The 17777-nt window shown below is 67.5% G+C and carries 30 protein-coding genes; 29 read left to right on the forward strand and 1 reads right to left on the reverse strand.

Annotated elements, in window-relative coordinates:
- Window positions 1-341 precede the first annotated feature (341 nt).
- The 23 genes from rpsJ (at window position 342) to map (ending at window position 12897) form a co-directional block, all read left to right on the forward strand.
- On the forward strand, window positions 342-650 hold the full coding sequence (rpsJ, locus tag ES689_RS08380) for a 30S ribosomal protein S10 (RefSeq protein WP_043593369.1): 309 nt from the start codon (window positions 342-344) through the stop codon (window positions 648-650).
- 17 nt (window positions 651-667) lie between these two features.
- The gene (rplC, locus tag ES689_RS08385; protein WP_191330343.1) at window positions 668-1318 is read left to right on the forward strand and encodes a 50S ribosomal protein L3; all 651 of its coding nucleotides are present in this window, start codon (window positions 668-670) and stop codon (window positions 1316-1318) included.
- A 3-nt stretch (window positions 1319-1321) separates the two neighbouring features.
- Complete coding sequence (gene rplD / locus ES689_RS08390; RefSeq protein ID WP_123547686.1) at window positions 1322-1984, forward strand: 50S ribosomal protein L4; 663 nt, start codon at window positions 1322-1324, stop codon at window positions 1982-1984.
- Window positions 1981-2280, forward strand: a complete 300-nt coding sequence (gene rplW / locus ES689_RS08395) for a 50S ribosomal protein L23 (protein WP_123547687.1) — start codon at window positions 1981-1983, stop codon at window positions 2278-2280. The genes rplD and rplW overlap by 4 nt, the downstream gene beginning before the upstream one ends.
- 19 nt (window positions 2281-2299) lie before the next feature.
- On the forward strand, window positions 2300-3139 hold the full coding sequence (gene rplB / locus ES689_RS08400; protein WP_123547688.1) for a 50S ribosomal protein L2: 840 nt from the start codon (window positions 2300-2302) through the stop codon (window positions 3137-3139).
- A 12-nt stretch (window positions 3140-3151) separates the two neighbouring features.
- Window positions 3152-3433: a 30S ribosomal protein S19 gene (rpsS, locus tag ES689_RS08405; RefSeq protein WP_056057385.1), complete on the forward strand. Its 282-nt coding sequence runs from the start codon at window positions 3152-3154 to the stop codon at window positions 3431-3433.
- A gap of 24 nt (window positions 3434-3457) precedes the next feature.
- On the forward strand, window positions 3458-3850 hold the full coding sequence (gene rplV / locus ES689_RS08410; protein WP_123547690.1) for a 50S ribosomal protein L22: 393 nt from the start codon (window positions 3458-3460) through the stop codon (window positions 3848-3850).
- Window positions 3850-4629, forward strand: a complete 780-nt coding sequence (gene rpsC / locus ES689_RS08415) for a 30S ribosomal protein S3 (RefSeq protein ID WP_123547691.1) — start codon at window positions 3850-3852, stop codon at window positions 4627-4629. The genes rplV and rpsC overlap by 1 nt, the downstream gene beginning before the upstream one ends.
- Window positions 4630-4631: 2 nt before the next feature.
- Window positions 4632-5051 carry a 50S ribosomal protein L16 gene (gene rplP, locus ES689_RS08420; RefSeq protein ID WP_043593355.1) on the forward strand — a complete coding sequence of 140 codons (420 nt, stop codon included), beginning with the start codon at window positions 4632-4634 and terminating at the stop codon, window positions 5049-5051.
- Window positions 5051-5383, forward strand: a complete 333-nt coding sequence (gene rpmC / locus ES689_RS08425) for a 50S ribosomal protein L29 (protein ID WP_123547692.1) — start codon at window positions 5051-5053, stop codon at window positions 5381-5383. The genes rplP and rpmC overlap by 1 nt, the downstream gene beginning before the upstream one ends.
- Window positions 5383-5679 carry a 30S ribosomal protein S17 gene (gene rpsQ, locus ES689_RS08430; protein ID WP_133738229.1) on the forward strand — a complete coding sequence of 99 codons (297 nt, stop codon included), beginning with the start codon at window positions 5383-5385 and terminating at the stop codon, window positions 5677-5679. Before rpmC ends, rpsQ begins: the two co-directional genes overlap by 1 nt.
- A gap of 34 nt (window positions 5680-5713) precedes the next feature.
- Window positions 5714-6082, forward strand: coding sequence for a 50S ribosomal protein L14 (gene rplN / locus ES689_RS08435; RefSeq protein ID WP_043593350.1), 369 nt, complete (start codon window positions 5714-5716; stop codon window positions 6080-6082).
- 3 nt (window positions 6083-6085) lie between these two features.
- Entirely contained in the window at window positions 6086-6445 is a 360-nt protein-coding gene (gene rplX / locus ES689_RS08440) for a 50S ribosomal protein L24 (RefSeq protein WP_133738230.1), read from the forward strand.
- On the forward strand, window positions 6445-7032 hold the full coding sequence (gene rplE, locus ES689_RS08445) for a 50S ribosomal protein L5 (protein ID WP_146902823.1): 588 nt from the start codon (window positions 6445-6447) through the stop codon (window positions 7030-7032). The genes rplX and rplE overlap by 1 nt, the downstream gene beginning before the upstream one ends.
- Window positions 7033-7173: 141 nt before the next feature.
- Window positions 7174-7572: a 30S ribosomal protein S8 gene (gene rpsH / locus ES689_RS08450; RefSeq protein WP_123547696.1), complete on the forward strand. Its 399-nt coding sequence runs from the start codon at window positions 7174-7176 to the stop codon at window positions 7570-7572.
- 6 nt (window positions 7573-7578) lie between these two features.
- A complete protein-coding gene (gene rplF, locus ES689_RS08455) occupies window positions 7579-8115 on the forward strand; it encodes a 50S ribosomal protein L6 (RefSeq protein WP_123547697.1) in 537 nt (178 codons plus the stop codon).
- Window positions 8116-8117: 2 nt separating this feature from the next.
- The gene (gene rplR / locus ES689_RS08460) at window positions 8118-8489 is read left to right on the forward strand and encodes a 50S ribosomal protein L18 (protein ID WP_123355181.1); all 372 of its coding nucleotides are present in this window, start codon (window positions 8118-8120) and stop codon (window positions 8487-8489) included.
- The gene (rpsE, locus tag ES689_RS08465; protein ID WP_123547698.1) at window positions 8486-9241 is read left to right on the forward strand and encodes a 30S ribosomal protein S5; all 756 of its coding nucleotides are present in this window, start codon (window positions 8486-8488) and stop codon (window positions 9239-9241) included. Before rplR ends, rpsE begins: the two co-directional genes overlap by 4 nt.
- Window positions 9241-9426, forward strand: coding sequence for a 50S ribosomal protein L30 (gene rpmD / locus ES689_RS08470; protein WP_123547699.1), 186 nt, complete (start codon window positions 9241-9243; stop codon window positions 9424-9426). The genes rpsE and rpmD overlap by 1 nt, the downstream gene beginning before the upstream one ends.
- Window positions 9426-10049 carry a 50S ribosomal protein L15 gene (gene rplO / locus ES689_RS08475; RefSeq protein WP_146902826.1) on the forward strand — a complete coding sequence of 208 codons (624 nt, stop codon included), beginning with the start codon at window positions 9426-9428 and terminating at the stop codon, window positions 10047-10049. Before rpmD ends, rplO begins: the two co-directional genes overlap by 1 nt.
- Window positions 10050-10118: 69 nt before the next feature.
- A complete protein-coding gene (gene secY, locus ES689_RS08480) occupies window positions 10119-11441 on the forward strand; it encodes a preprotein translocase subunit SecY (RefSeq protein ID WP_123547701.1) in 1323 nt (440 codons plus the stop codon).
- The gene (locus ES689_RS08485) at window positions 11438-12058 is read left to right on the forward strand and encodes an adenylate kinase (RefSeq protein ID WP_146902828.1); all 621 of its coding nucleotides are present in this window, start codon (window positions 11438-11440) and stop codon (window positions 12056-12058) included. Before secY ends, ES689_RS08485 begins: the two co-directional genes overlap by 4 nt.
- Before the next feature lie 5 nt (window positions 12059-12063).
- Window positions 12064-12897: a type I methionyl aminopeptidase gene (gene map / locus ES689_RS08490; protein ID WP_146902831.1), complete on the forward strand. Its 834-nt coding sequence runs from the start codon at window positions 12064-12066 to the stop codon at window positions 12895-12897.
- Window positions 12898-12906: 9 nt separating this feature from the next.
- Here map and ES689_RS08495 read toward each other — a convergent pair whose 3' ends face one another.
- On the reverse strand, window positions 12907-14169 hold the full coding sequence (locus tag ES689_RS08495; protein WP_146902834.1) for an LCP family protein: 1263 nt from the start codon (window positions 14167-14169) through the stop codon (window positions 12907-12909).
- Between the two features lie 180 nt (window positions 14170-14349).
- Here ES689_RS08495 and infA point away from each other — a divergent pair, with 180 nt between their 5' ends.
- The 6 genes from infA (at window position 14350) to rplQ (ending at window position 17558) form a co-directional block, all read left to right on the forward strand.
- Entirely contained in the window at window positions 14350-14571 is a 222-nt protein-coding gene (infA, locus tag ES689_RS08500; protein WP_055857193.1) for a translation initiation factor IF-1, read from the forward strand.
- Between the two features lie 68 nt (window positions 14572-14639).
- Window positions 14640-14756, forward strand: a complete 117-nt coding sequence (gene rpmJ / locus ES689_RS08505; RefSeq protein WP_043593327.1) for a 50S ribosomal protein L36 — start codon at window positions 14640-14642, stop codon at window positions 14754-14756.
- 195 nt (window positions 14757-14951) lie between these two features.
- Complete coding sequence (rpsM, locus tag ES689_RS08510; RefSeq protein ID WP_056057338.1) at window positions 14952-15326, forward strand: 30S ribosomal protein S13; 375 nt, start codon at window positions 14952-14954, stop codon at window positions 15324-15326.
- 44 nt (window positions 15327-15370) lie between these two features.
- Window positions 15371-15769 carry a 30S ribosomal protein S11 gene (gene rpsK / locus ES689_RS08515; protein ID WP_055799944.1) on the forward strand — a complete coding sequence of 133 codons (399 nt, stop codon included), beginning with the start codon at window positions 15371-15373 and terminating at the stop codon, window positions 15767-15769.
- Window positions 15770-15957: 188 nt separating this feature from the next.
- On the forward strand, window positions 15958-16950 hold the full coding sequence (locus ES689_RS08520) for a DNA-directed RNA polymerase subunit alpha (protein WP_123547705.1): 993 nt from the start codon (window positions 15958-15960) through the stop codon (window positions 16948-16950).
- 50 nt (window positions 16951-17000) lie between these two features.
- Entirely contained in the window at window positions 17001-17558 is a 558-nt protein-coding gene (gene rplQ, locus ES689_RS08525; protein WP_146902837.1) for a 50S ribosomal protein L17, read from the forward strand.
- The last annotated feature ends 219 nt before the right edge of the window (window positions 17559-17777 follow it).

Here is a 17777-nt window from a genome sequence, read left to right on the forward strand (position 1 = left end):
AGTTCAACATTCCGAGCTCGCCGTGCGCGAGTGCCGGATCACTGCCAGGCAGTGCACAGACGTTCATCGTCTGGGCCGCGGGTAGCAGGACACATCTCACACAGGAACACCGCCAGGGCCGAGCTCTGCGCGACGGTGGACACGATGATGACCTCCCCGAGGTCTCCTCGCGCCAGATCCGTCGGGCGGCCGCCCGCATCGTTCCCGAGATGGCTTGACACCAGAACAGCGGTACGCGAGGGCGACAGCCCTCGGAGATCGTGTAGAGCCAGATGTTCGCCCAGCGAACAGCGTCAGGCGGCCCCAGAGGTGCGCGACGTCCGAACGAGAGAGAGTCACACATGGCGGGACAGAAGATCCGCATCCGGCTGAAGTCGTACGACCACGAGGTCATCGACACCTCCGCGCGAAAGATCGTCGACACGGTCACCCGCGCGGGCGCAACGGTGGTCGGCCCCGTGCCGCTGCCGACCGAGAAGAACGTGGTCGTCGTGATCCGTTCGCCCCACAAGTACAAGGACTCGCGCGAGCACTTCGAGAAGCGCACGCACAAGCGCCTCATCGACATCGTCGACCCGACGCCCAAGGCCGTCGACTCGCTCATGCGCCTCGACCTCCCGGCCGACGTCAACATCGAGATCAAGCTCTAGGGGAGGCGACCATGACCATCAGCAGCACCAAGAACGTCAAGGGCCTCCTGGGCAAGAAGCTCGGCATGACCCAGGTCTGGGACGAGAACAACAAGCTCGTCCCCGTCACCGTCGTGGAGATCGCTCCCAACGTCGTGACCCAGATCCGCTCGCTCGAGAAGGACGGCTACAGCGCCGTCCAGATCGCCGCCGGCCCCATCGACCCCCGCAAGTCGAACAAGCCCGCCACGGGCCACTTCGACGCCGCGGGCGTCACGCCCCGCCGCCACCTCACCGAGGTCCGCACCGCCGACGCCGCCGAGTACGCACTCGGCCAGGAGCTCACGGCCGCGACCTTCGAGGCCGGCCAGAAGGTCGACGTCGTCGGCACCTCCAAGGGCAAGGGCTTCGCCGGTGTCATGAAGCGTCACAACTTCAAGGGCGTCAGCGCCTCGCACGGTGCGCACCGCAACCACCGCAAGCCCGGCTCCATCGGTGCTTCGTCGACCCCCAGCCGTGTCTTCAAGGGCATGCGCATGGCCGGTCGCATGGGTGGGGACCGCGTCACCATCCTCAACCTCACGGTGCACGCCGTCGACGCCGAGAAGGGTCTGCTGCTCGTCAAGGGCGCCGTCCCCGGCGCTCGTGGCCGCATCGTCTTCGTCCGCACCGCCGTGAAGGGGAAGTAGCTCATGGCCACCATCAACGCAACGGCCACCTCGGTGGACGTCCTCGACGCCAAGGGCGTGAAGACCAGCACGGTCGAGCTGCCCGGCGAGATCTTCGACGTCGTCACGAACGTGCCGCTCATCCACCAGGTCGTCGTCGCCCAGCAGGCCGCCGCTCGCCAGGGCACGCACAAGACCAAGCGTCGCGGCGAGGTCTCCGGTGCCGGCCGCAAGCCGTTCAAGCAGAAGGGCACCGGCCGCGCTCGTCAGGGCTCGATCCGTGCTCCCCAGATGACCGGCGGTGGCATCGTCCACGGTCCGCAGCCGCGTGACTACTCGCAGCGCACCCCCAAGAAGATGATCGCCGCCGCTCTGCTCGGCGCTCTGTCCGACCGTGCCCGCGGTGCCCGCGTGCACGTCGTCGAGAGCTTCGTCGCCGACACGGTGTCGACCAAGGTCGCCCTCGAGCTGCTGTCGACCATCTCGTCGAGCAAGCACGTCCTGGTCGTCATCGACCGCGACGACGCGCTGACCCGCAAGAGCGTCAACAACGTGCCCACGGTCCACGTGATCACGTTCGACCAGCTCAACGCCTACGACGTCCTCGTCAGCGACGACATCGTCTTCACGAAGAGCGCCTTCGACGGCTTCGTCGCCTCGAAGAGCAAGAAGGAGGCCACCGCATGAGCGGCTACGGCAAGGACCCCCGCGACGTCATCATCGCGCCCGTCGTCTCCGAGAAGAGCTACTCCCTGATCGATCAGGGCAAGTACACCTTCATCGTCGACCCGCGGTCGAACAAGACCGAGATCAAGCTCGCCATCGAGAAGATCTTCGACGTCAAGGTCGACAGCATCAACACGTTGAACCGCGTCGGCAAGACCCGTCGCACCCGCTTCGGCACCGGCAAGCGCAAGGACACCAAGCGCGCCATCGTGACGCTCAAGTCGGGTTCCATCGACATCTTCACGGCTGTCGGCTAGGGCCCGGAGGGAAAACAAAATGGCTATTCGTAAGTACAAGCCCACGACTCCTGGTCGTCGCGGTTCGTCGGTCGCCGACTTCGCGGAGATCACGCGTTCCACCCCCGAGAAGTCGCTGCTCCGTCCGCTCTCCAAGAGCGGTGGCCGGAACAACGCCGGTCGGATCACGACGCGTCACATCGGTGGTGGCCACAAGCGCCAGTACCGCGTGATCGACTTCCGTCGCAACGACAAGGACGGCGTCAACGCCAAGGTCGCTCACATCGAGTACGACCCCAACCGCACGGCGCGCATCGCGCTCCTGCACTTCGTCGACGGCTCGAAGCGCTACATCATCGCTCCGAACAAGCTGTCGCAGGGCGACATCGTCGAGTCGGGTCCCGGCGCCGACATCAAGCCCGGCAACAACCTGCCGCTCAAGAACATCCCGGTCGGAACCATCATCCACGCGATCGAGCTCAAGCCCGGCGGCGGCGCGAAGATGGCTCGCTCGGCTGGTGCCTCGGTGCGCCTCGTCGCCAAGGACGGCCCCTACGCGCAGCTCCGTCTGCCGTCGGGCGAAGTCCGCAACGTCGACGCTCGCTGCCGCGCCACCATCGGCGAGGTCGGCAACGCCGAGCAGTCGAACATCAACTGGGGCAAGGCCGGCCGCATGCGCTGGAAGGGCGTCCGCCCGACCGTGCGTGGTGTCGCCATGAACCCCGTCGACCACCCGCACGGTGGTGGTGAGGGCAAGACCTCCGGTGGACGCCACCCGGTCAGCCCGTGGGGCCAGAAAGAGGGCCGCACGCGCCACCCCAACAAGGAGAGCGACAAGCTCATCGTCCGCCGTCGTAACGCTGGCAAGAAGCGTAAGTAGGAGTTGTAGAAGATGCCACGCAGTCTTAAGAAGGGCCCCTTCGTCGATGACCACCTGCTTCGCAAGGTCGTCACGCAGAACGAGGCCAGCACCAAGAACGTCATCAAGACCTGGTCGCGCCGATCGATGATCGTCCCCAACATGCTGGGACACACCATCGCCGTGCACGACGGGCGCAAGCACATCCCCGTGTTCGTGACCGAGAGCATGATCGGCCACAAGCTCGGCGAGTTCGCGCCCACCCGCACCTTCCGCGGCCACGTGAAGGACGACAAGAAGGGTCGTCGCCGCTAACGCGGCGACGTAAGGAGGAGAGAAATGGTGGAGTCGATCGCACGCGTGCGTCACATCCGCGTCACCCCCATGAAGGCCCGTCGCGTCGTCAACCTGATCCGCGGCAAGCAGGCCCTCGAGGCCCTGGCCATCCTGAAGTTCGCGCCTCAGGGCGCCAGCGAGCCCGTCTACAAGCTCGTCGCGTCGGCCATGGCCAACGCGCGTGTCAAGGCGGACAAGGACAACAGCTACCTGGACGAGCAGGACCTCTACGTGAGCCGTGCATTCGTCGACCAGGGCGCGACCCTCAAGCGGTTCCAGCCGCGTGCCCAGGGGCGTGCCTTCCAGATCCTGAAGCGCACCAGCCACATCACGATCGTCCTCGCGACGCCCGATGAGGTCGAGGCTGCCGCTGCTACGAAGAAGGCGAGCAAGTAATGGGCCAGAAGGTCAACCCGTACGGCTTCCGTCTGGGCATCACCACCGACCACGTGTCGCGGTGGTTCACCGACAGCACCAAGGCCGGTCAGCGCTACAGCGACTACGTCGCCGAGGACATCAAGATCCGCACGCTGCTCAAGACCTCGCTCGACCGCGCCGGCGTGGCCAAGATCGAGATCGAGCGCACCCGTGACCGCGTCCGCGTCGACATCCACACGGCCCGTCCGGGCATCGTGATCGGTCGTCGCGGCGCCGAGGCCGAGCGCATCCGCGGCGACCTCGAGAAGCTCACGAGCAAGCAGATCCAGCTGAACATCCTCGAGGTCAAGAACCCCGAGGCCGAGGCTCAGCTCGTCGCACAGGGCATCGCCGAGCAGCTCGCTGCTCGCGTGGCGTTCCGCCGGGCGATGCGCAAGGGCCTCCAGGGCGCCCAGCGCGCCGGCGCCAAGGGCGTCCGGATCCAGGTCTCGGGTCGCCTCGGCGGCGCCGAGATGAGCCGCTCGGAGTTCTACCGCGAGGGCCGCGTGCCCCTGCACACCCTCCGCGCCAACATCGACTACGGCTTCTACGAGGCCAAGACCACCTTCGGTCGCATCGGTGTGAAGGTCTGGATCTACAAGGGCGACATCACCAACAAGGAGCTCGCGCGCGAGCAGGCGAACCAGAAGTCGTCTCGCCCCGAGCGCCGCAACGACCGTGACGGTGCACGTCGCGGGGGCAGCGACCGCGCCCCCCGCGAGCAGAAGGCACCCGCCACCACAGGAGCTGAGGCGTAACCATGCTTATCCCCCGTCGTGTCAAGCACCGCAAGCAGCACCACCCCGGCCGTAGCGGCCAGGCAACTGGTGGCACCAAGGTCAGCTTCGGTGAGTACGGCATCCAGGCCCTCACGCCCGCCTACGTGACCAACCGTCAGATCGAGTCCGCTCGTATCGCCATGACGCGTCACATCAAGCGTGGCGGCAAGGTCTGGATCAACATCTACCCCGACCGTCCCCTCACCAAGAAGCCCGCCGAGACCCGCATGGGTTCCGGCAAGGGCTCGCCCGAGTGGTGGGTCGCCAACGTCAAGCCGGGTCGCGTGCTCTTCGAGCTCAGCGGCGTCAGCGAGGAGATCGCCAAGGAGGCGCTCACTCGTGCAATCCACAAGCTGCCCCTCAAGGCACGCATCATCAAGCGCGAGGAGGGCGACGCATAATGGCGATCGGTTCCAAGGAGCTCCGTCCTGTCGAGCTCGACACATTCGAAGACGAGCGTCTCGTCGACGAGCTGAAGAAGGCCAAGGAAGAGCTGTTCAACCTGCGCTTCCAGTCGGCCACCGGTCAGCTCGAGAACCACGGCCGCGTGCGCGCCGTGAAGCGGGACATCGCTCGCATCTACACGGTCCTGCGTGAGCGCGAGCTCGGCATCCGTGCCACCCCTGCCCCGGTCGAGGCCGCCCCCAAGGCGACCAAGAAGTCGACCAAGAAGGCTGCCGCCGCCGACGAGGCGCCCGCCGCCGACACCGTCGAGACTGCCGAGGAGAAGTAATGGCCACCGAGAACAAGACCGAGGTCGACTCGGCAGCCGTCGAGGTCCGCGGCTACCGCAAGACCCGTCGCGGCTACGTGACCAGCGACAAGATGGACAAGACCATCGTCGTCGAGGTCGAGGACCGCGTGAAGCACCCCCTGTACGGCAAGGTCATCCGCCGCACCTCCAAGGTGAAGGTCCACGACGAGGCCAACGCGGCCGGCGTCGGCGACCTCGTCGTGATCAGCGAGACCCGTCCGCTCAGCGCCACCAAGCGCTGGCGCCTGGTCGAGATCCTCGAGAGGGCGAAGTAGGCCTCGCGGTCTGCTCGCGTAGAAGGAGACAGAAGTGATTCAGCAGGAATCCCGCCTCAAGATCGCCGACAACACCGGCGCCAAGGAGATCCTCACCATCCGCGTCCTCGGTGGCTCTGGCCGTCGTTACGCCGGACTCGGTGACGTGATCGTCGCGACCGTCAAGGACGCGATCCCCGGCGGAAACGTCAAGAAGGGTGACGTCGTCAAGGCCGTCATCGTTCGCACCAAGAAAGAGGTCCGTCGTCCGGACGGCTCTTACATCAAGTTCGACGAGAACGCCGCAGTGATCCTGAAGGCCGATGGCGACCCCCGTGGCACGCGCATCTTCGGACCGGTCGGTCGCGAGCTTCGCGACAAGAAGTTCATGAAGATCATCTCGCTGGCGCCGGAGGTTATCTAAGTCATGGCAAACATCAAGAAGGGTGACCTCGTACAGGTCATCACCGGGGCGACCCAGGCCCGCGGCGGCGACCGCGGCAAGCAGGGCAAGGTCCTCGAGGTCCTCGTCGAGCGCAACCGCGTGGTCGTCGAGGGCGTCAACCTCGTCACCAAGCACGTGCGCGTCGGCCAGACCCAGCGCGGCACCAAGACCGGTGGCATCGAGACGCACGAGGCCCCCCTCCACGTCTCGAACGTCGCGATCGTCGACCCCAAGACCAAGAAGCCGACCCGCGTCGGCTTCCGCGAAGAGACGGTCACGAAGAACGGCGTCACCAAGACCGTCCGCGTCCGCTACGCCAAGGCGTCGGGAGAGAACCTCTGATGACTGACACCACCACGAGCACGCCGGCCGCGCTGCCCCGCCTCAAGGCGAAGTACCGCACCGAGATCCTGCCCCAGCTGAAGAGCGACTTCGGGTTCACGAACGTCCACCAGGTCCCTGGCCTGGTGAAGATCGTCGTGAACACCGGTGTCGGCGAGGCAGCCCGGGACAGCAAGATCATGGACGGCGCCATCAAGGACCTGACCGCCATCACGGGTCAGAAGCCGCAGGTCACCAAGGCCCGCAAGTCCATCGCGCAGTTCAAGCTGCGTGAGGGCCAGGCCATCGGCGCGCACGTCACGCTGCGCGGCGACCGTGCCTGGGAGTTCCTGGACCGCCTGCTGTCGCTGGCCCTGCCCCGCATCCGCGACTTCCGCGGTCTCAGCGACCGTCAGTTCGACGGCAACGGCAACTACACGTTCGGCCTCAACGAGCAGAGCATGTTCCACGAGATCGATCAGGACCGCATCGACCGTGTCCGTGGCTTCGACATCACCGTCGTCACCACGGCCCGGAACGACGACGAAGGTCGGGCTCTGCTCAAGGCTCTCGGCTTCCCGTTCCGCACGGCCGACCAGGCCAACTAAGATCGTCCGGTCGGCAACTCCTCATCGGAGTTGCCGACCGTTCCCCTGAGGTCACGGAGAATCGCTCCGTGACCGCCCGATCATCGAGGTCGGCACCCGGTGTACCGGATGTCGAAACCGGATGAGGAAGAGATCAACCGCATGACGATGACAGATCCGGTCGCAGACCTGCTGACCAGACTGCGCAACGCGAACTCGGCTCACCACGAGACCGTCTCGCTCCCCAGCAGCAAGCTCAAGTCCCACATCGCCGAGATCCTCAAGCGTGAGGGCTTCATCGAGTCGTGGAAGGTCGAGGACGCCCGCGTGGGCCAGACCCTCACGATCGACCTGAAGTACGGCCCCGACCGCCAGCGCTCCATCGTGGGCATCAAGCGCGTCTCCAAGCCCGGTCTCCGGGTGTACGCGAAGTCGACCGAGATCCCTCAGGTCTTCGGTGGCCTCGGCGTGGCGATCCTGTCCACCTCCTCCGGTCTGCTGACCGACCGTGAGGCCGAGAAGAAGGGCGTAGGCGGAGAAGTCCTCGCCTACGTGTGGTAACCCGCCATGTCTCGAATCGGAAGACTCCCCATCTCGATCCCTGCCGGGGTCGACGTGAAGATCGACGGCCAGGCCGTCTCGGTCAAGGGCCCGAAGGGCGAGCTGGCGCTCGTCGTCAAGAGCCCCATCGAAGCCAAGCTCGAAGAGGGCACCGTCGTCGTGACGCGTCCCGACGACGAGCGTGAGTCGCGTGCGCTGCACGGCCTGACCCGCACCCTGATCGCCAACCAGATCATCGGCGTGACCCAGGGATACACCAAGGGCCTCGAGGTCGTCGGCACCGGTTACCGCGTGCAGGCCAAGGGCTCGAACGTCGAGTTCGCGCTCGGCTACTCGCACCCCATCACCGTCGAGCCGCCCGCGGGCATCAGCTTCACGGTCGAGGGCAACAACAAGCTCACGGTCGTCGGCATCGACAAGCAGGCCGTCGGCGAAGTCGCCGCCAACATCCGCAAGCTGCGCAAGCCCGAGCCCTACAAGGGCAAGGGTGTTCGCTACGCCGGCGAGGTCGTCCGCCGCAAGGCCGGAAAGTCAGGTAAGTAATCATGGGTCTCGGTACACGAGGAAAATCCAAGTCGGCAGCCACCAAGCGCCGTCACACCCGCCTGCGCAAGAAGGTCGTGGGCACCGAAGAGCGCCCCCGTCTCGTCGTCACCCGCTCGGCCCGTCACGTCTTCGTGCAGGTCGTCGACGACAGCAAGGGCTTCACCGTCGCCAGCGCGTCGACCCTCGAGGCCGACATGCGCACCTTCGACGGTGACAAGACCGCGAAGTCCCGCAAGGTCGGCGCGCTCGTCGCCGAGCGTGCGAAGGCCGCGGGCATCGAGGCCGTCGTGTTCGATCGCGGCGGCAACAAGTACGCCGGACGCGTCGCGGCCATCGCCGAAGGCGCCCGAGAGGCTGGTTTGAACCTGTGAGCGACGCTACGAACACCACTCCCCCCGAGGCCCCGGCCGAGGCGACGACGGAGGCCGCAAAGGCTCCCGCCGAGGCCGTCGTCGAGCGCCCCGTCGAGACCGCTGCCGGCTCGGAGTCCAACAACCGCGAAGGCGGTCGTACCGACCGTCGTGGCGGACAGGGCCGCGGCGACCGCAACGCCGGCGGCCGTGGCCGTGGCGACCGCGACGACAAGAGCCAGTTCCTGGAGCGCGTCGTCACGATCAACCGCGTGTCGAAGGTCGTCAAGGGCGGTCGTCGCTTCAGCTTCACGGCGCTCGTCGTCGTCGGCGACGGCAACGGACTCGTCGGCGTCGGCTACGGCAAGGCCCGAGAGGTCCCCACCGCCATCAGCAAGGGCGTCGAGGAGGCGAAGAAGAACTTCTTCCGCGTCCCCCGCATCGGCAACACCATCCCGCACCCCGTGCAGGGTGAGGCTGCTGCCGGCGTCGTCATGCTGCGTCCGGCCTCGGCCGGTACCGGTGTCATCGCGGGCGGTCCCGTCCGCGCCGTGCTCGAGTGCGCCGGCATCCACGACGTGCTCAGCAAGTCGCTCGGCTCGTCCAACACGATCAACATCGTGCACGCGACCGTCACCGCGCTGAAGCTCCTCGAGGAGCCCCGTGCCGTCGCGGCCCGCCGTGGCCTCGACATCGACCAGGTGATGCCGGCGTTCCTGCAGCGTGCAGAGGACGCAGCGCGCACCGCCGCGACCGAGAAGGCAGGTGCCTGATGGCCGCCAACCTCAAGGTGACCCAGATCAAGTCCGTAATCAGCGAGAAGCAGAACCAGCGTGACACGCTGCGGAGCCTGGGCCTCAAGCGCATCGGCCACTCGGTCGTTCGCGAGGACACCAAGCAGAACCGTGGCTACGTCAACGTGGTCGCTCACCTCGTGAAGGTCGAGGAGATTGACTAATGGCTGACGAGAAGAAGGAGCCGGCCGAGAAGGCCGCGCCCAAGAAGGCCGCCGCCCCCAAGGCGACGACCACCAAGGCTGCCCCCAAGGCCGCCGCCAAGAAGCCGGCTGCCGACAAGGCCGCCGCATCCACGACGTCCACCACGAAGTCGGCCCCGGCCGCCTCGTCGGACGTCGCGCGTCCGCAGGTGCTCAAGGTGCACCACCTCCGCCCGGCTCCCGGTGCCAAGAAGGCGAAGACCCGCGTCGGACGCGGTGAGGGCTCGAAGGGCAAGACGGCCGGACGTGGCACGAAGGGCCAGAAGGCCCGGTACCAGGTCAAGGTCGGCTTCGAGGGCGGCCAGATGCCGCTGCACATGCGTACTCCGAAGCTGCGCGGGTTCAAGAACCCGTTCCGCGTCGAGTACCAGGTCGTCAACCTCGAGAAGCTCGGCGAGCTGTACCCCCAGGGAGGCGAGGTCACCATCGGCGACCTGGTCGCCAAGGGCGCCGTCCGCAAGAACGAGAAGGTCAAGGTCCTCGGACAGGGCGACCTCAGCGTCGCGCTGACCGTCGCGGTCGACAAGGTCTCCGGCTCTGCCGAAGAGAAGATCGTCGCCGCAGGCGGATCCGTCACCAAGTAATGCCCTGAGGGGGTGGTCCGTCAGGGCCACCCCCTTCAGTCGTCTATCCTTCACACCGGGAGGCCCACCATGTTCAGAGCTGTCGCGCGCATCATGCGCACGCCCGACCTTCGCCGCAAGATCGGGTTCACGCTCGGCATCATCGCGCTCTTCCGGCTGGGGTCCTTCATCCCTGCGCCGTTCGTGGACTACCAGAACGTGCAGCTCTGCCTCGCCGGCAGCCAGGGCACGTCGGGCCTCTACGAGCTCGTGAACCTCTTCAGCGGCGGCGCCCTGCTGCAGCTCTCCGTGTTCGCGCTGGGCATCATGCCCTACATCACGTCGTCGATCATCGTGCAGCTGCTGCGCGTGGTGATCCCACACTTCGACACCCTCTACAAAGAGGGCCAGTCCGGCCAGGCCAAGCTGACCCAGTACACGCGCTACCTCACCATCGCGCTGGGCATCCTGCAGTCGACCACGCTAATCACCGTCGCTCGCTCCGGCACCCTGTTCGCGGGCTCCGGCGCCGCCGAGTGCCAGCAGCTCATCACCAACGACGCCTGGTACGCCGTCCTCCTCATGGTCATCACCATGACGGCCGGTACCGGCCTCATCATGTGGATGGGCGAGCTCATCACCGAGCGCGGCATCGGCAACGGCATGTCTCTCCTCATCTTCACGTCGATCGCTGCTCGGTTCCCCACGGCCCTCTGGAGCATCGCCCAGGCCCGTGGCTTCGAGATCTTCCTGATGGTCATCGCGGTCGGGCTGGTCATCATGGCCGCCGTCGTGTTCGTCGAGCAGTCGCAGCGACGCGTGCCGGTCCAGTACGCCAAGCGCATGGTCGGCAGGCGCACGTACGGGGGCAACAACACCTACATCCCGATCAAGGTCAACATGGCCGGCGTCGTGCCCGTCATCTTCGCCTCGTCGCTGCTGTACCTGCCTGCCCTGGTCGCGCAGTTCAACCGGCCGACCGACGGGACGGCCCCGGCCGCCTGGGTCTCGTGGGTCGAGGCGAACCTCACCTCGGGCGACAACCCGCTGTACATGGCCGTCTACTTCGCGCTCATCGTCGGGTTCACGTACTTCTACGTCGCAATCACCTTCAACCCCGAAGAGGTCGCCGACAACATGAAGAAGTACGGCGGGTTCATCCCCGGCATCCGTGCCGGTCGTCCGACCGCCGAGTACCTCGACTACGTCCTGACGCGGGTGACGCTGCCCGGCTCCCTCTACCTCGGCATCGTGGCGCTCATCCCGCTGATCGCCCTCGCCACCGTGGGCGCGAACCAGAACTTCCCCTTCGGAGGCGCGAGCATCCTGATCATCGTCGGCGTCGGTCTCGAGACGGTCAAGCAGATCGACTCGCAGCTCCAGCAGCGGCACTACGAGGGGCTCCTCCGATGACCGGTGCACAGTCCAGTCCCGCACCGCGCCTCCTGATCGTCGGTCCGCCCGGGGCGGGCAAGGGCACCCAGGCAGTGCGCATCGCCGAGTCGTTCGGCGTCCCTGCCATCTCGACCGGCGACATCTTCCGGGCGAACGTCGCCGGTGAGACCGATCTCGGACTCAAGGTGAAGGCGATCATCGACGCCGGCGACTACGTTCCGGATAGCCTCACCAACGAGCTCGTCAGCGACCGCCTGGCCGAGGCGGACGCCGAGCAGGGGTTCCTGCTCGACGGCTACCCCCGCACCGTTCAGCAGGTCGAGTTCCTCGACGACTTCCTCGCCGGTCGCGGCGAAGCCCTCGCGGCCGTCGTGCAGCTCGTCGCCGACCGCGACGAGATCGTCGAGCGCCTGCGCCGACGCGCTCTCGACCAGGGACGCTCCGACGACACGGAGGAGGCGATCCGCCACCGGCAGGACGTCTACCTCCGCGAGACCGCTCCTCTGATCGAGACGTACCGCGACCGCAGCCTGCTCGTCGAGGTCGACGGGCTGGGCACGATCGACGAGGTCGCCGCTCGCATCGACGACGCTCTCGTGGCCGCCGGCTTCCGGCGCACCGCCTCCGCGTCCTGAACGACGTGTCCCTCCGCAAGCCCGGGATATACAAGACGCCCGACGAGCTCAGGCTCATGGTGAGACCGGGCGTGCTGACGGCGGAGGCCCTCGACGCGGTCGCGGCCGTCATCCGGCCCGGCGTCACGACGGGCGAGCTCGACCTCGTGGCCGAGCGCACGATCCGCGAAGGCGGAGGCGTGCCCAACTTCATGCTGGTGCCGGGGTACCGGCACACGATCTGCGCGTCCGTCAACGACGAGGTCGTCCACGGCATCCCCGGTGACCGTGTGCTGCAGGCCGGCGACCTCGTCTCGGTCGACTGCGGTGCGGAGGTGGACGGCTGGAACGGCGACAGCGCCCGTACCTTCGTGCTCGACGACGACAGCCGGCCCGAGCTCGTGGCAGAGCGTCGGTTCCTGTCCGAGGTGACCGAGGAGGCGCTCTGGCACGGCATCGCCGCGTTGGCGGGTGCCCGCGGCCTCAACGAGGTCGGCGACGCCGTCGAGGCCCTCGTGGAGTCCCGAGGGGAGTTCGGCATCGTCGAGGACTACACCGGACACGGGATCGGCCGGTCGATGCACGAGGATCCCCCCGTCTTCAACTACCGGGTGCGAGGTCGCGGTCCCGCGGTGCGGCCCGGCCTGGTCGTCGCCATCGAGCCCATGATCACCCTCGGACGCGCCGACACGGTGACCCGGGACGACGAGTGGACGGTCGCCACGGTCGACGGCTCGGGGGCCGCACACTGGGAGCACTCCGTCGCCGTCCACGCCGGCGGCATCTGGGTCACGACGGCCCACGACGGGGGAGCGGCCGGTCTGGCCGCTCTCGGTGTCGTGCCCGTCCCGATCCCCTGACCCGCAGCGTCAGCCCCGGGACGACCCGACCGAGCAGGTGGCCTCGGCGGCGGTCTGGCCGGTGATGGTCGAGGGCAGCGTGGTGGTCACCGGTGCGGGCTCTGCCGGCGTGCTCGTCGCCGGATCGGAAGGTGCGGTCGTCTCGGCCGGAGCCGGAGCCGTGGCCTCGGGCGCCGGTGCGGCCGACTCGTCCGCGGTGGAGCCGCGACCCTCCGACTGGTCGCCCAGGGTGAACTTCTGGTCGGCCTGCAGCGCGGCCTCGAGCACGGCGGCGTCGGACTCCGACGGGATCACCCTGCCCGCCTGGTCCGGGTCGTCGACGACCGGGTACTGGACGAAGACGATGTCGGAGGGCGTCAGGTCGCGGAGTGCGAGTGCCAGGGACACCAGTGTGTCGGGGGAGCTCAGGGACGAGGAGAGCGTCATGTTGCCGAGGGCGGCCGAGGCCAGCTTGTAGAGCGTGGTGGGGCTGCCGAGGGTGCCGCCCGAGATGATCGTCCGCATCATGGACGAGAGGAACACCTGCTGCGAGCTGATCCGGGCGAGGTCGCTGCCGTCGCCGACGCCGTGGCGGGTGCGGAGGAACTGCAGGGCGTCCACCCCCTGCAGCGAGTGCGTGCCGGCCGAGAGGTCGAGCCCCGTGTCCGTGTCGCGGATGCGCTGGGCGACGCACACGTCGACCCCGCCGAGCGCGTTCGACATCTCGATGACGCCGTCGAACGTGATCATGCCCGCGTAGTAAACGCTGAGCCCGGTCATGCTCTCGACCGCGGCGACGGTGCAGCCGATGCCGCCGTCCCCGTAGAGGGTGTTGAACTGCTGGTACGAGGCCGCAGGACGACTCGCCCCGTCGTCCCCCGTGCACGCCGGCCGGTCGATCATGAGGTCCCGCGGGAAGCTCACGGCCGTCAGCTGCGTCTGGTCCTCGGAGAGGTGGACGAGGATGTTCACGTCGTTGCGCACCCCGTCGACGACGCCGGCGGCGACGGCGCTGCCGGGATCGCGCTGGTCGCTGCCGATCAGCAGGATGTTCGCGCCGCCCGGCATCGCCGAGATCTCGTCGGGGACCGCCGTCTCGTTGTCGAGCGCCACCGACGTGACGGACGACGAGAGCTGCTGCGCGGTGATGGCAGCCAAGGAGGCGCCGCTCACCAGCAGCACCGCCAGCGTGCTCGCCACCACGGTGACCAGGGCGCGGACCGGCCCTCGGCGTCGGAGGCGACCGTGACGGGCGGCGCCTCGGCGGCCGGGCGTGCGTGTCTGCGGGGGCATGCGGAGCTCCTGGTCGGCGTCATCGTCGTCGACTCGGCGTGTCGGGTCGACGGGCGGGTTGCTGAAGTGTAGCGGCATCACCTAGGATCGATCTTTGGTGTTCCCAGGCCACATCTGTGTGCCCGGGGCCGCCGACTGCCCGCACGACCAACACCCCCAACTCTGAGCGACTGTGAGTCCATGGCCAAAAAAGACGGTGTCATCGAAATCGAAGGAGCTGTGATCGAAGCTCTGCCCAACGCGATGTTCCGCGTCGAGCTGACCAACGGTCACAAGGTTCTCGCCCACATCTCGGGAAAGATGCGTCAGCACTACATCCGCATCCTCCCCGAAGACCGTGTGATCGTCGAGCTGAGCCCCTACGACCTGACCCGCGGCCGGATCGTCTACCGCTACAAGTAGGGCGTGCTGGAAAGGAACGGCCCCGCGCACCCGCGGGGCACGAAGCCAGCGAGATCAAGGAAACAACGATGAAGGTCAACCCCAGCGTCAAGCCCATCTGCGAGCACTGCAAGGTGATCCGCCGCAAGGGCAACGTCATGGTCATCTGCAAGAGCAACCCCCGCCACAAGCAGCGTCAGGGCTAGGCAGCGGGAACGCTCCGGCCGCGTGAGCGGCCTGCAGCAACCGGGGCTCCCGAGCCCCACAGCACCACCCCACGAGCAGCACCAGAACTCGTCGACACGTCGCCCTGCGCGACGCCCGGCGGGGGACACCCCGGGACGGAGGCCCGGGCACCGGTGCTGCGACAGACCTCCACCACTCTCTGAGGAGAAGCCACCATGGCACGTCTAGCAGGCGTTGACATCCCGCGCGACAAGCGCGTCGAAGTCGCACTGACCTACATCTACGGAGTCGGCCGCACCCGCGCGCTCAAGACTCTCGCCGAGACCGAGATCGACGGCAACATCCGCGTCAAGGACCTCACGGACGACCAGCTCGTCCTGCTCCGCGACCACATCGAGGGCAACTTCAAGGTAGAGGGCGACCTCCGTCGCGAGGTCGCCGCCGACATCCGCCGCAAGGTCGAGATCGGCAGCTACGAGGGCATCCGCCACCGCCGCGGCCTGCCTGTGCGCGGCCAGCGCACCAAGACGAACGCGCGTACCCGCAAGGGCCCGAAGCGCACCGTCGCCGGCAAGAAGAAGGCTCGCTAGGCCCCGGCTCCCGCCGTACGCCTCTAGGTTCGTAGGAGATCAAAATGGCAGCACCGAAGTCGGCCGCGCGCAAGCCCCGCCGCAAAGAGAAGAAGAACGTCGCCGTGGGCCAGGCCCACATCAAGAGCACGTTCAACAACACCATCGTGTCGATCACCGATCCCTCGGGTGCCGTGCTGAGCTGGGCTTCGTCCGGCGCCGTCGGCTTCAAGGGCTCGCGCAAGTCGACCCCGTTCGCCGCGCAGCTCGCGGCCGAGTCGGCTGCGCGTCAGGCGCAGGAGCACGGCGTCAAGAAGGTCGACGTCTTCGTCAAGGGCCCGGGATCGGGTCGCGAGACCGCGATCCGCTCCCTCCAGGCCGCTGGCCTCGAGGTCGGCTCGATCAACGACGTCACCCCGCAGGCGCACAACGGCTGCCGCCCGCCGAAGCGTCGTCGCGTCTAACTGAGTTGCCGCCCGTCGTGCCTCCTCCGCCTCTCGCAGGCCGAGGAGGCGCGGCGGGCTCGACCGCGTCACCACCGCCTCCTGCGTCCGTCGCACGGGGCACCCACAACTCAAGAGACCGACGGGCCAGCCACCCTGTCGTACCGCCGAGAGTCATATAGCGGACTCTCCGCCGAAAGGAACCCACAGTGCTCATTGCACAGCGCCCCACCCTCACCGAGGAGAACATCTCGGAGTTCCGCTCGCGTTTCGCGATCGAGCCCCTCGAGCCCGGCTTCGGCTACACCCTCGGCAACTCGCTGCGTCGCACGCTCCTGTCGTCGATCCCCGGCGCGGCCGTCACCAGCATCCGCATCGACGGCGTGCTGCACGAGTTCACGACCGTCCCTGGCGTGAAGGAGGACGTGACCGAGGTCATCCTCAACATCAAGCAGCTCGTCGTCTCGAGCGAGCACGACGAGCCCATCACGGCGTACCTGCGCAAGCAGGGCGCCGGCCAGGTCACGGCCGCCGACATCTCGGCTCCGGCCGGGGTCGAGATCCACAACCCCGAGCTCGTCATCGCCACGCTCAACGACAAGGCGAAGTTCGAGCTCGAGCTGACGATCGAGCGTGGCCGCGGCTACGTCTCGGCCGTGCAGAACCGCGCCGAGTTCAGCGAGGCCGGTCAGATCCCGATCGACTCGATCTACTCGCCCGTCCTCAAGGTCACCTACCGCGTCGAGGCGACTCGTGCCGGTGAGCGCACCGACTTCGACCGCCTGGTCGTCGACGTCGAGACGAAGCCGGCGATCACGCCGCGCGACGCCATCGCGTCGGCCGGTCGCACCCTGACCGAGCTGTTCGGCCTGGCGCGCGAGCTCAACACCGCCGCCGAGGGCATCGAGATCGGCCCCGCGCCGGTCGACGCCGTCCTCTCCAGCGAGCTGCAGACGCCGATCGAGGACCTGGACCTGTCGGTCCGCAGCTACAACTGCCTGAAGCGCGAGGGCATCAACACGGTGTCCGAGCTCGTCGCCCTCTCGGAGACGCAGCTGATGAACATCCGCAACTTCGGTCAGAAGTCGGTCGACGAGGTGAAGGACAAGCTCGTCGAGCTGGGCCTCTCGCTCAAGGACACGGTCCCCGGGTTCGACGGAGCCCACTTCTACAGCGGCTACGACGAGGAAGAGACCAACTAGGTCTCGTCCGCCCGACGCCCTCCATCTTCGACAGCTAGGAACCAACCACCATGCCCAAGCCCACCAAGGGTCCCCGCCTCGGAGGCGGACCGGCTCACGAGCGCCTGATGCTCGCGAACCTCGCCGCCTCGCTCTTCGAGCACAAGAGCATCAAGACGACCGAGACGAAGGCCAAGCGCCTCCGTCCCGTCGCCGAGCGTCTCGTCACCTTCGCGAAGCGGGGCGACCTCGCGTCGCGTCGTCGTGCCATGCAGACGCTGCGCAACAACAAGGACGCCGCGCACATCCTCTTCACCGAGATCGCGCCGCTCGTCGAGAACCGTGAGGGCGGCTACACCCGCATCACGAAGCTCGGCTTCCGCAAGGGCGACAACGCCTCGATGGTGTCGATCGAGCTCGTGCTCGAGCCCGTCACCCCCAAGGTGAAGTCGTCGTCGAGCTCGAAGGCCACGCCGGCCGCCGAGCCCGCCGCGGCCCCCGTCGACGAGACCGAGACGGTCGAGCAGAGCGAGCCCGTCGAGGCCGAGGCCGAGACGGCTGCCGCCGACGAGGTCGAGACCGACGCCGCCGCGAAGTCGGACGACGCCGCGAAGTCGGACGACAAGTAGCACGAGGCACCACCGGCAGAGGGCCCGTCACCGCGAGGTGACGGGCCCTCCGTCGTTCCCCGGGACGCCGAGGGACGCTCTGCGGATGCGCGACGCGCGTCGCGTGGGCGGTTGTGCGGACAGGGCGCGTCCCCCGAACAGGTGTCGTTCATCTGGTCGAAACCTGCGGGCCTCCGAGCACCCGTAGCGTGATCTCGACCCGCCGGATCAGCGGGCCCG

It is taken from the genome of Frigoribacterium sp. ACAM 257, from assembly GCF_007954365.1.
Lineage (GTDB): Bacteria > Actinomycetota > Actinomycetes > Actinomycetales > Microbacteriaceae > Frigoribacterium.

What these genes read in the sequence shown, in the direction of transcription:
- rpsM (WP_056057338.1), top strand. Translation starts at nt 14,952, where the DNA reads ATGGCACGTCTAGCAGGCGTTGACATCCCGCGCGACAAGCGCGTCGAA.
- rpmD (WP_123547699.1), top strand. Translation starts at nt 9,241, where the DNA reads ATGGCCGCCAACCTCAAGGTGACCCAGATCAAGTCCGTAATCAGCGAG.
- rpsH (WP_123547696.1), top strand. Translation starts at nt 7,174, where the DNA reads ATGACGATGACAGATCCGGTCGCAGACCTGCTGACCAGACTGCGCAAC.
- rplE (WP_146902823.1), top strand. Translation starts at nt 6,445, where the DNA reads ATGACTGACACCACCACGAGCACGCCGGCCGCGCTGCCCCGCCTCAAG.
- rplD (WP_123547686.1), top strand. Translation starts at nt 1,322, where the DNA reads ATGGCCACCATCAACGCAACGGCCACCTCGGTGGACGTCCTCGACGCC.
- ES689_RS08485 (WP_146902828.1), top strand. Translation starts at nt 11,438, where the DNA reads ATGACCGGTGCACAGTCCAGTCCCGCACCGCGCCTCCTGATCGTCGGT.
- rplO (WP_146902826.1), top strand. Translation starts at nt 9,426, where the DNA reads ATGGCTGACGAGAAGAAGGAGCCGGCCGAGAAGGCCGCGCCCAAGAAG.
- rplR (WP_123355181.1), top strand. Translation starts at nt 8,118, where the DNA reads ATGGGTCTCGGTACACGAGGAAAATCCAAGTCGGCAGCCACCAAGCGC.
- rplP (WP_043593355.1), top strand. Translation starts at nt 4,632, where the DNA reads ATGCTTATCCCCCGTCGTGTCAAGCACCGCAAGCAGCACCACCCCGGC.
- rpsJ (WP_043593369.1), top strand. Translation starts at nt 342, where the DNA reads ATGGCGGGACAGAAGATCCGCATCCGGCTGAAGTCGTACGACCACGAG.
- rplB (WP_123547688.1), top strand. Translation starts at nt 2,300, where the DNA reads ATGGCTATTCGTAAGTACAAGCCCACGACTCCTGGTCGTCGCGGTTCG.
- rpmC (WP_123547692.1), top strand. Translation starts at nt 5,051, where the DNA reads ATGGCGATCGGTTCCAAGGAGCTCCGTCCTGTCGAGCTCGACACATTC.
- rpsK (WP_055799944.1), top strand. Translation starts at nt 15,371, where the DNA reads ATGGCAGCACCGAAGTCGGCCGCGCGCAAGCCCCGCCGCAAAGAGAAG.
- rplF (WP_123547697.1), top strand. Translation starts at nt 7,579, where the DNA reads ATGTCTCGAATCGGAAGACTCCCCATCTCGATCCCTGCCGGGGTCGAC.
- infA (WP_055857193.1), top strand. Translation starts at nt 14,350, where the DNA reads ATGGCCAAAAAAGACGGTGTCATCGAAATCGAAGGAGCTGTGATCGAA.
- rplX (WP_133738230.1), top strand. Translation starts at nt 6,086, where the DNA reads ATGGCAAACATCAAGAAGGGTGACCTCGTACAGGTCATCACCGGGGCG.
- rplW (WP_123547687.1), top strand. Translation starts at nt 1,981, where the DNA reads ATGAGCGGCTACGGCAAGGACCCCCGCGACGTCATCATCGCGCCCGTC.
- rpsS (WP_056057385.1), top strand. Translation starts at nt 3,152, where the DNA reads ATGCCACGCAGTCTTAAGAAGGGCCCCTTCGTCGATGACCACCTGCTT.
- rplV (WP_123547690.1), top strand. Translation starts at nt 3,458, where the DNA reads ATGGTGGAGTCGATCGCACGCGTGCGTCACATCCGCGTCACCCCCATG.
- rplQ (WP_146902837.1), top strand. Translation starts at nt 17,001, where the DNA reads ATGCCCAAGCCCACCAAGGGTCCCCGCCTCGGAGGCGGACCGGCTCAC.
- rpsC (WP_123547691.1), top strand. Translation starts at nt 3,850, where the DNA reads ATGGGCCAGAAGGTCAACCCGTACGGCTTCCGTCTGGGCATCACCACC.
- rpmJ (WP_043593327.1), top strand. Translation starts at nt 14,640, where the DNA reads ATGAAGGTCAACCCCAGCGTCAAGCCCATCTGCGAGCACTGCAAGGTG.
- ES689_RS08495 (WP_146902834.1), bottom strand. Translation starts at nt 14,169, where the DNA reads ATGCCCCCGCAGACACGCACGCCCGGCCGCCGAGGCGCCGCCCGTCAC.
- secY (WP_123547701.1), top strand. Translation starts at nt 10,119, where the DNA reads ATGTTCAGAGCTGTCGCGCGCATCATGCGCACGCCCGACCTTCGCCGC.
- rpsQ (WP_133738229.1), top strand. Translation starts at nt 5,383, where the DNA reads ATGGCCACCGAGAACAAGACCGAGGTCGACTCGGCAGCCGTCGAGGTC.